The 13,374-nt window shown below is 40.6% G+C and carries 10 protein-coding genes; 3 read left to right on the forward strand and 7 right to left on the reverse strand.

Annotated features, from left to right (window positions below):
* Nucleotides 1-139 precede the first annotated feature (139 nt).
* On the reverse strand, nucleotides 140-4,696 hold the full coding sequence (locus tag HGR01_RS17335) for a calcium-binding protein (RefSeq protein ID WP_045869764.1): 4,557 nt from the start codon (nucleotides 4,694-4,696) through the stop codon (nucleotides 140-142).
* 68 nt (nucleotides 4,697-4,764) lie between these two features.
* Entirely contained in the window at nucleotides 4,765-5,256 is a 492-nt protein-coding gene (locus HGR01_RS17340) for a toxin-activating lysine-acyltransferase (RefSeq protein WP_045869763.1), read from the reverse strand.
* Between the two features lie 279 nt (nucleotides 5,257-5,535).
* Here HGR01_RS17340 and HGR01_RS17345 point away from each other — a divergent pair, with 279 nt between their 5' ends.
* The gene (locus HGR01_RS17345; protein ID WP_045869762.1) at nucleotides 5,536-6,504 is read left to right on the forward strand and encodes a helix-turn-helix transcriptional regulator; all 969 of its coding nucleotides are present in this window, start codon (nucleotides 5,536-5,538) and stop codon (nucleotides 6,502-6,504) included.
* A 34-nt stretch (nucleotides 6,505-6,538) separates the two neighbouring features.
* On the opposite strand, the gene HGR01_RS17350 is transcribed toward HGR01_RS17345, so the two are convergent.
* A complete protein-coding gene (locus HGR01_RS17350) occupies nucleotides 6,539-6,700 on the reverse strand; it encodes a hypothetical protein (protein ID WP_155539151.1) in 162 nt (53 codons plus the stop codon).
* On the opposite strand from HGR01_RS17350, the gene HGR01_RS17355 reads away from it, so the two are divergent.
* Nucleotides 6,701-7,174 carry a hypothetical protein gene (locus HGR01_RS17355; protein ID WP_052335146.1) on the forward strand — a complete coding sequence of 158 codons (474 nt, stop codon included), beginning with the start codon at nucleotides 6,701-6,703 and terminating at the stop codon, nucleotides 7,172-7,174. It abuts the gene before it with no gap.
* Between the two features lie 123 nt (nucleotides 7,175-7,297).
* On the opposite strand, the gene HGR01_RS17360 is transcribed toward HGR01_RS17355, so the two are convergent.
* From HGR01_RS17360 to HGR01_RS17375, 4 genes are all read right to left on the reverse strand, one after another.
* The gene (locus tag HGR01_RS17360) at nucleotides 7,298-8,044 is read right to left on the reverse strand and encodes an SDR family oxidoreductase (RefSeq protein ID WP_045869761.1); all 747 of its coding nucleotides are present in this window, start codon (nucleotides 8,042-8,044) and stop codon (nucleotides 7,298-7,300) included.
* 399 nt (nucleotides 8,045-8,443) lie between these two features.
* On the reverse strand, nucleotides 8,444-8,836 hold the full coding sequence (locus HGR01_RS17365) for a YybH family protein (protein ID WP_045869760.1): 393 nt from the start codon (nucleotides 8,834-8,836) through the stop codon (nucleotides 8,444-8,446).
* Between the two features lie 62 nt (nucleotides 8,837-8,898).
* Nucleotides 8,899-10,227: an aminotransferase class I/II-fold pyridoxal phosphate-dependent enzyme gene (locus HGR01_RS17370; RefSeq protein ID WP_081583978.1), complete on the reverse strand. Its 1,329-nt coding sequence runs from the start codon at nucleotides 10,225-10,227 to the stop codon at nucleotides 8,899-8,901.
* A 768-nt stretch (nucleotides 10,228-10,995) separates the two neighbouring features.
* Nucleotides 10,996-11,895 (reverse strand): DMT family transporter, encoded by a 900-nt coding sequence (locus tag HGR01_RS17375; protein ID WP_045869759.1) that lies wholly within the window; start codon nucleotides 11,893-11,895, stop codon nucleotides 10,996-10,998.
* A gap of 261 nt (nucleotides 11,896-12,156) precedes the next feature.
* Between HGR01_RS17375 and HGR01_RS17380 the strand changes: the two genes are divergently transcribed.
* On the forward strand, nucleotides 12,157-12,504 hold the full coding sequence (locus tag HGR01_RS17380) for a hypothetical protein (RefSeq protein ID WP_045869758.1): 348 nt from the start codon (nucleotides 12,157-12,159) through the stop codon (nucleotides 12,502-12,504).
* The last annotated feature ends 870 nt before the right edge of the window (nucleotides 12,505-13,374 follow it).

The raw sequence follows: 13,374 nt of genomic DNA on the forward strand, positions 1-13,374 counted from the left end.
CTTTCAACTAAAGAAATATACTATAGGACTAGCCCTTTCAAGGTGTGTTATTTTGCAGCTTTTTCTGGGTTAGAATTTTAGCAGAAAGTCTACACTTAACAGCAAGGTCAGTGTAGGCAGTGTGTTATATAAACTTTAATTAAGCCCAAGTTGATTGAATGGTGTTATTCAGCCCCACCGCAGTTAATGTTCCTGCATCAAACTGACTCCAAGCATTAACCAATCCCTGGACTTGAGATTGCTGTAAACTGGCTCCACTATTACCAATTTGGAAGGTATCGATTCGTTGACTGACTCCACCAGTAAACCAATCTTGAATAATAATACTGGAAGATTGACCAACAATACTTACTTGCAAATCGGATGTCCCTGATTGCTGGAAGCGAATTTTTTCTTTCTTAGTTTGACCACTAAAGAGTAAGACATCTTGAGAAGTGTCATCACCCAGGTTACTAATAAAAGCAGTTTGTAGCTTGTTGACAGCCCCTACAGAATTGAGGAGATCGTCGCCGCCAACAACATAGGTATCATTGCCTTGAGAACCTTTGAAATTGTTCTGATGACCTAAGAGAATCAAGCGATCGCTACCATTTCCACCATCAAAGGTGTTATTACTTCCTCCACCAATAATAAAGTCACTACCGTCGCTGCCATTAATACCACCACTCACACCAACACTGAAAATAACGTCATTTCCTAATCCGGCATTGATGATGTTAGTGATACCACCAGCTAAGATGATATCATTGCCGTCACTGGCATTGATGATATTACTTTCACCACCAGCCAAGATAGTATCATTACCGCTACCGCCATAGATGATATTACTGTAACCACCAGCTAAGACGACATCATTACCTTCTCCACCGCGAATGATATTACTGTAACCACCAGTCAATATCGTATCATTGCCTGATCCAGCTTCAATGACATTACTCGCACCGACACTCAAGACAAAATCATCACCACCATCTGCATAGATGACATTGCTGTAACCACCAGCGAAGACAGTATCATTGCCTTCAGCAGCCCAAATAATGTTAGCTTTGCCGATACTGACGATAGTATCATCCCCTGTTCCACCATAGATGCCATTAATTTCACCACCTGCTACAATCCAGTCATTTCCATCACCTCCCTCAACTTTTTTATTGTTCTTACCAAAACCGATAATAATATCATCTCCTTCACCACCATCAAAGGAATTCGACTCACCCCCTGCGAAGAGAATATCTTGACCTGCATCACCTTTAAGTGAGTTCTTTTTACCTAAACCAACAAGAATGTCACTATCATCTCCTCCCTCAACTTTATTTTCTTCCCCTGCGGTAACTATAGTGTCTAATCCCATACCCCCATAAACACGATTCGTTTTACCCGCAGCAAAAACAAGGTCGTTACCATCTCCAGCCAGAATGATATTCCTTTGACCTGCTCCTAAGACCAAATCATTGCCACTTCCAGCCAACAGACCATTATTTACCCCTGCACTAACCAAAATGTCATCACCTAAACCTGCATTGACTAGGTTTAACTTTCCAGCAGTAAAGAGAATATCTCCGTTATTGTTGAAAAAGTCAAAATTATATCGAGATGCGTTGAGTGAAAATCCATCAAAATTGGGAACAGATACAGTCGGTAGAGAAAAACTAGGTACAGTCGGTAGACTAAAACTGGGAAGATAGAATTTAGGTAAACTAGGTAAAGAAAAGTCAGGTAAATCTATATCTGGTAAAGATGGTAAAGATAAGCTTGGGATGGAAAAAGTCGGTAAGGCTAACTTTGGCAAATTAGGTAACGAAAGTGTTGGCAGACTGACATTGGGAAGCTCAATCCCTGGTAAATCAGGTAAGGAAATTTTCGGGAAGGATAAATTAGGTAGAGAAATCGCCGGTAAAGAAATATTCGGTAAGGATAGATTGGGAATAGAAATATTCGGCAAAGATAGATTGGGTAAAGAATAATTGGGTAAGCCTAAATCGGGTAATGAAAAAGTAGGAAGGGAAAGGTCTGGTATCGAAAAATCAACATTAAATAAGTCAAAATCAACATCAAAGGTTAAATCAGGGATAGCTACATTAACATCAGGCACCTTGATGGCTGGCACATCGAACTTCAAAATCGCATTAAAGTTGAGATCGGGAATTATTGTCTTCAATTCGGGTAAACTAATTCCACTCAAGTCCGGCAAATCGATATCAAACAGGTCATCACCAAAGGTAAAGTTATATAATCCTCCAGTAATGACAATATCTTGACCTTTGCCAGCAACAACGGCATTGTACTGCCCAAGAGCGACCATGACATCATTTCCTGTCGCCAGTAAAGTTGCATCTACATTACCTACATTTTTGGCATCTACTCTGGAATTAAGTTGATCTGTCTTGGCATCTTTGCCAGCATTTTTCGTTTCACTGGAACCAAAGCCATTTAACCCTATTCCCAACGAGTCTCCAAAAGCAATATTACCCATTCCCGCAGCGATCATGACATCGTTATTGCCACCACCAATCATGGCATTGACTTTACCGACAGCCACCATCACATCTTTACTGTCACCCCAGGAAGTCAAAATGTTATATAAAGCACCACTAACCATCGTGGAACGACCATTGCCAACTTTAGTGACGACACTACCGATACCAAGGGAAACCATTGTGTCATTACCGTTACCAACCTTGGTGAGAGCGTTATAAGCTCCAGCAGCGACCATTGTGGTGTTCCCGTTACCAACTTTGGTAAGAACGTTCAGTCCACCAACAGCAGCCATTATGTCAATACCATCACCAGTTTTGAGAAAAACGTTACCACCGCCAAGACCGTAAATTTCATTATCACCACCGGAGTCATAGACAGCATTAGCTAAACCGCCAGTCATGACTTTATCCTTGCCAGAGCCAGAGATAATAACATTAGCTCCACCAACAGCTTCGATATAGTCACTACCCGAACCCGTCTGAATTACATTGGCTAAACCACCAGCAATGACTTTATTATTTCCAGAACCGGCATTGATGATATTTGCTCCACCGAAAGCTATGATTTCATCATTTCCCGCATATTGCTTCTGTACTGATACATATACAGGCACTTTTTCTGTGATAGTTCCAAATGGAGTGGAAATAGATACATCTTTCCATCCCACCAATTGCTGTTCCGAATAAGTCTCCGCAGAACTACCCGTAATATTATTAGCGCCGCCATCTGCTTCAATGTAATTGTAGTTACTCTTACCACCTATTTTAATTTTGTTATACCCACCGTAGGCTTTAACGGTATTATCACCTTCTCCAGCATCTATATTGTTGTATCCTCCCAAAGCTTGTACATTGTCATCGCCAGAACCAGCTAGAATTTTGTTATAACCACCATCGGTTTTAACAATATCATTACCTTCTCCAGCATCTATATTGTTGTATCCTCCCAAAGCTTGTACATTGTCATGACCAGAACCAGCTAGAATTTTGTTATAACCCCCGATGGCTTTGATCTGATCATTTCCCGCATATTGCTTCTCTACTAATCCAACTATCGGCACTTTTTCTGTGATAGTTCCAAATGAAGTGGAGATAGATACATCTTTCCATCCCACCACCTCCTGTTCCCAATAAGTCTCCTCAGAGTTAGAACCCGTAATATTATTAGCGCCGCCATCTGCTTCAATGTAATTGTAGTTACTCTTACCACCTGTTTTAATTTTGTTGTAACCACCGTAGGCTTTAACGGTATTATCACCTTCTCCAGCATCTATATCGTTATAACCACCCCAAGCTTGTACATAGTCATTATCTTGTTCTGCTACAACCTTGTTATAGCCACCATAAACATAAATACGGTCATCACCAGCCCCACCGTGAGCTTCGTTTTTACCACCGTATAGTCTAATTGTATCGTTGCCATTATCACCATAGGCTGTGTTCTCACCACCCAAGGCTTCTACATTGTCATCACCAGAACCAGATTTGACTACATTCTTACCACCGTAGGCATCAACTGTATCATTACCGTCTCCAAGGTCTACATCGTTATAACCACCCCAAGCTTGTACATAGTCATTATCTTGTTCTGCTACAACCTTGTTATAGCCACCATACACATAAATACGGTCATCACCAGTCCAGCCGTGAACCTCGTTTTTGCCACCGTATAGTTTAATTGTATCGTCGCCATCATCACCATAGGCTACGTTTTTACCACCCCAGGCTTCTACATAGTCATCACCAGAACCAGCTATGATTTTGTTGAAAGCAGCGTAGGTTTTGATGGTGTCATTACCCGAACCACCATCAATATAGTTATAAGCTCCCCAAGCTTCTATAGAGTCATTACCCGAACCCCCATAAAGCTTACTTACGCCAGAATTAGATTTGATAGTGTCATTACCCGAACCACCGTCTAGTTTGACGTAAAGTGCATAGGCTTTGAGGGTGTCATCTCCTCCATTCCCATAGGCTTCACCAACAACATCGATTTCAATACTATCGTTACCATCACCACCTTTTTTAATAACCAAATCTTTGATAGCTTTAACACCAGCATTAAACAAGTCTTCTGAGGTATCTGCAATATATTTTCCAGCATCAACTCCAGCATCGACAGCCTTGTTATATAAATCTTCTCCACCATCTACAGCATCGTTATACAAGTCTTCTCCGGTCTTCAGAACCTCATCTACGCCACTTATAACTTGTCCCACAATAAACCTCCAAAAAAATTACTATTATTTACAAGTGAAATTAAGCTAAATGCTTGATTTGAAATGACTTATGCTGTCCATCTGTAGATGGATTTTAGAGTTCCGTCAGGATTTATTTTGAGAGATTTGGCTGGTGTTCCTTTGGGGAAAATATTGTTACGTAAATCTTTGATAATTAGACGAGCATGACCGAAGGGAGCAATAAATTCAGGGAACCATAAATTGTTTCCACCCTGCCATTCATCAAGTTGCAAAACATATTTTCCTTTGAGAAATTTTTCCTCAACTTCATCAGTTAGCCATGCCCAGTTAACAAAGCCGATGGGATTTCCGTCAATTTCGTAGTAGCGAAATTGATTATGAATTAAGCTAGGGACAAATCGCTCGGAAATACTGGCAATTTTATATTTCCTATGCAGTGGAGAAGAAATCATTAAATGGGTGATTGAGCCAATCAGTTTTAAAGGTTGCTGAGTAGAAAATGAGTTTCTTACGTTACCCTCTTTGATGCTTTCGGAAAAACTGCTATTTATTGTTGGTGATTCTGATATTAAAACCATTGTTTTTACAAGATTTAGTTGTTTGATTTCAGCTATTAAGTATTAATTAATGTCTGCACAAGGAAGTATGATTGCGATCGCCCGGAACGCAACTATAGAAATCTGGGTAAGGGAGTGAATGTGTTTATTTACTCATTCAAGATAAGTTACTTCTTTAGGGTTGTGCTATCCGATTTGCGAATGATTTGTTGCGTAAAATGTCTAGTCTCCCTAATTTTCACGATGCGTAGGAGGTGAAATATAGGCTACAAAAGTCTTGCGGAGTTTTGGGAGGTTTTTATGGTCTGGGATCTGAATTTGGAGATAAACGATCCTGAGCAATATGTTAAGTTGCTACCAACTATCAGTAAGCATATACCCAATGCCAAAGATTATAAGATTTTGTGGCGGCTGGCCCAGTTAGAAAACTTTGACCTGCTCAACATTGTTTGGCAAGCTGGAAGTAGTTATACACAGGGATATAATCTCCCTGGTAAAATCGTTTTTACTTTTTTTGAAGGTGAGCATCTCTTTAAAGTAGGCTCAGAAGAATTACTGATTAATAATCAACATTTGTGTATCGCACAGCAGGGTTTAGAACATATACGCCTCAAGCATGTATCTTCTTACAGTGCTTTATCAATTTATATAGATGAATTTCGCTATTTCAGTGAACTTAGTAAATATCTGGATAGACAAATTGATAATCCTAAATTGGTGCAAGTTTTTGACCGCACCAGTGATTATGGTCGTTCGTTGTACCAAATGGTGTTGACTCTCTGGAATTTAATTGATACAAACGGACATCCCATCGCTGTGAAAAATTTGGAATTGGCGATTTTTTCTAGTTTAGTGCAAGGGCCATTTTACAAGGGTTCGGAGCGTGAGAGCGATCGCATACTTGTTCCAGAAAAAACCGCCAAAGTATCTGAAATTTCCATTGCTCGTGTACGAGAAGCCGCAGACTACATCCGAGCAAATCTGAAAAAAAATCTGACTATCGGTGAGATTGCATCTGCAATACAATGCAGTAGTCGTTCTTTACAAGTAGCCTTTGCTCGTCATTACGGTTTTTCCCCCAATGAATACTTACGTAATTGCAGACTGGAAGCTGCTCATGTCGAGTTACTCTCAGGAGAAAAAACAATTACGTCTGTGGCGCTAGAATATGGCTTTTCTAACACTGGTCGTTTTGCTAAATATTTTCAGCAATACTTTGGTAAACACCCTTCCGTGATTTTACGTAATGTAGCAAAGTGCATGACCTGATGTGATATCCTGCACAACCACTCTATTTTCTTTTTTAACTGCCTAAATCTAGCTGTAGTTCTAACACATTATTACCATCTGTAGATTGAGCCGCAGGTTGTAAAAAAATAGGGCTATCCGGAAGTGCGATCGCTCGATTAAAACGCAGTCCATCAGCAGGCGCTTTCTTTGTTGGAGTGCAATTTTGATCGCCCAAATGTACCGCAAACGTTGGAAACTCGAAACCTTATTCCAAGTTCTCACAGAAAATCTCTGCTGCGAGATTAATACACTAGGCTATCCAAAAGTGGCTTTGTTTACCTTCTGTATTGCTTTAGTCGCCTATAACGTGCTGTCTACCGTTCAGGCAGCCCTCAGAAGTGTTCATGGAACTGACAAGATAGAAGCCGAAGTTTCCAGCTACTATTTAGCCGATGAAATCAAGGGTACTTACAGAGGAATGATGATTGCGATTCCCCCTGATGAGTGGTCTGTTTTTCAGAACATAACCTTCACAGAATTATCACAAACTCTCAAATATCTGGCAGGTCTTGTCAAACTGAGAACTTTCCGCCGTCATCCGCGAGGTCTAAAGAAAGCTCGACCAAAACGAACTTACCTCAAGAACAAGCCCCATGTCTCAACTGCTAAAATTCTAACCCAGAAAAAGCTGCAAAATAACACACCTTGAAAGGGCTAGTCCTATACTATTGCTTTTTGGGCAAGGGGCAGGAATCAGAATTGCCTTCTGCCTTCTGCCCCCTGCCCCCTGCCTTTCTTGATAACTAATGCCAAATTTCAAACACCAAACAATCTATTGTGGTAATTGTGGTAATAGTGTGGCAAACTGTTTTTCTAGAGCTTTCGCATCTTGCTGAATACTGGTAAATACCTGCTGTGAAGTGGGATCGGGATTTACGTCTTCAATTCCTTGTTCGATTGCTTGTAGTGTAGAAAGTGCGATTTGGCTGGGTGGAACTTTGTCTAAGGGTACCTGTTTACCCATATCTGTATCTACAGGCCCGGGATATACGCCTACGACTAAGGTTCCTTGTGCGGCTAGTTCAGCGCGTACTCCTTGGGTGAGGGAATGTAATGCAGCTTTGGAAGCGCTATAAGAGCCAAACATTGGTATGCTCATTACAGATGCGATGGAAAGTATATTGGCGATCGCACCACCACTATTTTGTTTGAGAATTGGTGCAAAGGCGCGAATCATGTAGAGTGAGCCAAAGTAGTTAGTTTCCATTTCCCAACGTGCAATTTCTACGCTGTTGGCTTTGAAAAATCCACCTCCACTACCTACGCCTGCATTGTTAATTAATAAATTCACATCCTGGGCTAATTCGGCTACTTGGGCAATTTGCTCGGGATTGGTAATATCTAATTCTAGGGGAATAATTCTTGTGGGGTTAATTGCGACAATTTCTTTGAGAGAATCAATGTTGCGCGCCGTTGCATAGATTCGGGAAGCACCTGCATCAGATAAGGCTTTGACAAAAGCCTCACCAATCCCGCGATTAGCACCAGTAATTAGAACAACTGAATTTTTAATATTCATAATTTTAGCATTGAACAATTATCTTATCTGTGAAGGTTGGAATGGGTAATGGGTAATGGGTAATGGGGAATGGGAAAGAAAAATACAGTTTAACAATTACCAATCCCTAGTCCCCATTACCCCTTATCCCCAGAGGGGGCCCCGAGTTCCCCAATCCCCAGTCCCTAATCCCTAGTCCCCATTACCCCTTATCCCCAGAGGGGGCCCCGAGTTCCCCAATCCCCAGTCCCTAATCCCTAGTCCCCAATCCCCAGTCCCCAATCCCTAGTCCCCATTACCCCTTATCCCCAGAGGGGGCCCCGAGTTCCCCAATCCCCAGTCCCCAATCCCCAATCCCCAGTCCCCAATCCCCAGTCCCCAATCCCCAATCCCCAATCCCCAATCCCCAATCCCCTGATATTAACTAGATAGGCTGCTGTTCCACATATCGCGATGTAGTCGCCACTGTCCATCTTCTTGTTTCCAGACAACGATATACTTACCTCTATCTACCATTTGCCCATTGCGATCGCTCAACAAATATTTTCCTACTTCAATGGCTGTATTACCGTGACTTTCTACCTCTAGGGTTTCTAGGGTTGCTTGGCTAATATTCAGTCGAAAAATTGCTTCCCAGAATTCTGCAATCCCTTGTCTTGTAGCAATTAAATCGCTGTGGGTGGGGAAGATTTGAGCATCTTGTGTGTACAGGTTAGCTAAACTTGCAGCATCACCCCTGGCAAAAGTCTGCATAAAGTTCTTGTTGGCTGCGACAATTGCATCACTAATGCTGAGAGTTGTTGTAGTTATCATGGGTTGCAATTTGGATGTGATAATGAACTTGAGAATATAATTTCGGTCAAAGCCTTTTTCGCTTAGATAAGTCTATATTTTTTGCCTAGTTTCTCTAGGACATCCAATGTCCGATCAATATTTTCATAGGTGTGTGAAGCATTCAAAATAAAACGAATGCGACCTTCAGAAGGCTTAACAACAGGATAGATAATTGCGACAGAAAAAATTCCTTCTAAGAGTAAATCTCGATTAAAGGCCTGTAAAGTCTCTGGCTCAGGAATAAAGATAGGGATAATGGGACTTTGACTATGTCCTAAATCAAAACCCATTCCTGTAAGCTTTTGCCGCATGTAACTATTTTTTTGATGCAGCTGTGCGATTAATTCGGGATTAGCAGCTAATTCATCAAGTGAAGCTAAGATAGCAGCTGCATCTCCTGGGGTTAAGCAAGCTTGAAATAGGTAAGAATTAGCGCTCCATTGCAGTAAAGGTATATATTTACTTTTACAAGCAAGAAAACCACCGATGGAAGCTGTCGATTTTGACAGCGTAGACATGATAAAGTCTACTTCTTCCGTTACGCCCAGTTGATCACAGTAGCCTGCACCTTGGTGACCATAAAAACCAAATGTGTGCGCTTCATCTACGTAGAGATGAAAATTGTATTTCTGCTTGAGTTGGACAATTTCCTTTAAAGGCGCTAAATCACCACTCATAGAATATGCAGATTCGACAATAACAATGACGTTTTCGTACTGGTGCCTGTATTTTTGCAGTTTGTTTTCTAAGTCTGCAACTGAGTTATGCTTAAACGAAGCAAACTTCTTCCCAGAAAGTTTGATGCCGTCAATAATTGAAGCATGGGCTTCACGGTCGAAAAGTAAAAAATCATTGGTTCCTGGTAAAGCAGAGATCACACCTAAATTGGTGGTGTATCCTGTGGGAAACAATAAAGCCGATTCTTTACCTACTAAAGATGCAAGCCTTCTTTCTGCTTCTTTATGCAACGAAGACATACCCCCAGACAAAGCAGCAGTCCCGCTTCCTGTACCGAATTTTTGTACTGCTTCGCAGACTTTATCAATAATCTTCTGGTTTCTGTTTAAGCCAGTGTAGTGATTAATACACCAAACAATGCACTGATGCAGAGTGCCTGTAGATGGACAGACTAATTGGGTTTCTCCCCTACTACCTTCCAAGGTAAATTTGTCATAGGAATATAAACCCGCCTCAACCTGCAATTGCTTATGCTGATCAATAGCTGCAGCTATATCTTCAAAGCTAGTAATACCTTCCGACTTTAACTGTCTTTTGAGCAAACCTATTGAGGTTGATAGGCTAACTGGAGTTTTAGCTGGTGCGATCGCATTGCTAGGTGTCTGATGCTGACGTTCTATTGATAGTGTCATATTTTTGTTGCAGTTAAGTAATTATATGCAAAGAAAATGGCTAATTCTGCAAGTATCCGAAAAATTTTCAGCTTGATTTAACCCTTGATGAACAAAGGTTTGATAAATTAGTCTTGAGATTTTATGGCAGCGATCATGGCTCACAGTAGTCATTACCTGAGCGCTCATTAATACCCGCAAATAATTGGCCTATTACTCTGTCATAGCTACTAGGATTGGTTTGTAGTCAGCACTAATTTTGCTTGAGAAAGCTGCGTTCAGCTTTTGACTACAAGCGTTAATGTGTATGACAAAGTGATAGTAGGTTGTCACATCAAATCACCGTGCTTTGCTGATAAGCATTTTCAGTGGGTGTGACAACTACAAATAAACACCTAACGACAAGCTTCTCTGTGTCTAACTGTGTTGAGTGAGAATATCTGTTTCGATGCCAATCAATTTTATGCGGACTGTATAGCTAAGTTAGCACCTAGACAGCAGGTAGCTTGGGGTATTTTGAATAGGTTCCTAATCAATAAAAAATTTTTCTGTGTCCTTAATAATCCTTTTGTGCGAATTTTGACTTGCAGAATATAGCCATATAGTGAATATACCACAGCTTAAAAGAAAATTAAATTTATTCAAGTTAAAGATTCTGTATTTATACTGAGGGGTCAAATATTGCCAAAAAGCTGACTAAAGGAATCCACTGACACGATGTATTGTCAGCCTTTTGAAAGCAAATTACGAGCTAACTTAATCCAGTAAATTCTCTGAAAGTCATCACAATTACTTCAAGTAAAACAACAATCCAATACCGATGATCGCAATTCCGACACCTGCGATCGCTCTCACGCTCACCTTTTCTCCTAGCGCGATCGCAATGGGGATCACAAACAATGGACTAGTCTGCAACAGCGTTGAGGCAATACCTACAGATGTGAGTTTAATAGCTGTTTGCTGCAACCAAATTCCTAAATAAGTGCCACAAAAGGCGGCAAAGAAACTCGCTAAAATAATTCGCCGAGATTGCCAGTAGGGATAAGGAAATGCCATCTGCTGGCGACGGGAAAACCATGCCCACACTAAAATTGTCAGCACTCCAGCACTTAAGCGCAACACAGCAGCCCACAAGGGGGAAATACTGGCGTTGGCAAATGCGGCGCGGGAAAAGATGGAACCTGCGCTATTGGTGATAGTTGCTAACAAACCAAAGCCGATACCTTGCCACAGATGTGCTGAGTCAACCTCGGGAGTACCGGGAACTCGTTCTGTTACCACCCAAGCGACTCCCAAAATCGTCAGCAAAATCCCACACCAAGCGCTGACATTGAGTTGTTCATCGAGAAAAATAGTGGCAGCGATCGCTGTTATTGGTGGGGAAAGGGTTCCTAACAGTAAAACACGCCGCGCCCCTAAGTAATTAATCGCCGCCAAAAAAGCTGTATCACCCCAGCCAATACCCACCGCACCGCTAAGAAAGAGTAAGCATATCGATAAGGCAGGAATCTGCGGTAACAATTCGCCAGTAATCGCAATTGTCAGCAACAATAGTGCGATCGCAATTACTCCTTTAATCAAATTTAGCTGTATTGGCGGGATATGCTGCCCTACAAGCCCATACACCACTGAAGCCACAGCCCATAAACCAGCAGCCGCTAAAGCCGCCACTTCACCCTGCCCATTCATTGAGGATGAACTTAAAAAATTATTAAAAATAATCTGCACCCATGAAATAATGCTTGAAACTATCTCATATTACACTACTTATTTTATTAGGAAATTAGCACTCAAAGGTCGTAAGTGCTAATTTGTTACTGAATCCTAATACTAAAGATATAAACGAAAATTCTACTTATTATGGATAGCATTTGTCTAAAATTATAGTTATAATTATTGCCAATAAAACTCAAACTTCCATATAATTGATTAATAATTTGGAGGACTGGAATGACATACACTTTTAACATTGTAGGAGTATCGCCAGTTTTACAGTTTTTTAATCATCAACAAAGCCTGAAAGAACCACAAAAACCAGGTGTCGAATACGTTGGTACAAATATTTGTACTTTAGATGCCTTCTTGGAATCTATAGAACCAGTGCCACCTAAATGGAACTGGAATCTTGACCAAGTAGTTGATACTGTCATTAATTTTTGGGTAAATAATTCCGAGAGTATTGATTATTGGAAAAAGCGCTTAGGTGATGCAGGTAAGGATAATTTATTAGTAGCAAGAGTTGCGGATTTTGCCGCTTTACAAGCTGAGTTAGAATCCTTGCTGAAAAAAAATTGGTAAATATTGGACAAGTAATAAATATTAGGGCTGACGAAATTCTCGATAGCCAATTAGAGTTATTTATGCATAAACAACTCTAATTGGCATATCTATAGTGTTTCCAATACATGAATGACAGCGTAGGATGCGTTACGCTATCGCTAACGCATCCGCTTACTGTGCTAATACCAATTCAAATAATGTTTGCGACACATCAATATATTCTAGAATGCACAGCGTGCCGTGCCCCTACAATCGGTTGCATTCTTTTTTCCAATTGGTATTACTTACAGCTATTTTCAGGTAAATGAACCACAATTTTATATCTCACGCAAAGGCGCAAAGGCGCAAAGTAACAAAGAAATACAGATATCAGCCTGTGGTCTAAATACATGAAAACTGCTGTAACAAAAAACCGAACAATAATTTTGGAGGGGGATTGGGGGACGCAACCGTCACCCAATCGGGGGTTTGGGGGAGAATCCCCCAATTCTTCTAGCTTCTTTAATCAGTGATACCAAATCAAAAAATGTTCGCGACGCATCAATATATTCTAGAGGGCACAGCGTGCCGTGCCCCTACAATCTGTCGCATCCTTTTTTCAAATTGGTATAAGTTCCGCTCTATTGGATTTTTATCTTATCTCCTATATAATACTACGGTTACTTTATCAATCTATCGTATTTAAATATGCAGCCAATAACCACAAGAGTTAATTGGTTTACTTTCTATTGTTGTCAAAAAATAATAAGTATTCTAAATTTATGATTACCTAAATTTAAGTAAAGCTAAAACTTGGGCAAAATTAATCAGTTACCTCAATAAGTCATTTTCAGTGCAAATCAGGCTGATAAACGTTAGCAGAAAATCTCCATTAAACAGGGTGTAAAT

The sequence above is a fragment of the Tolypothrix sp. PCC 7712 genome (genome assembly GCF_025860405.1).
In the GTDB taxonomy this organism is placed as follows: domain Bacteria; phylum Cyanobacteriota; class Cyanobacteriia; order Cyanobacteriales; family Nostocaceae; genus Aulosira; species Aulosira diplosiphon.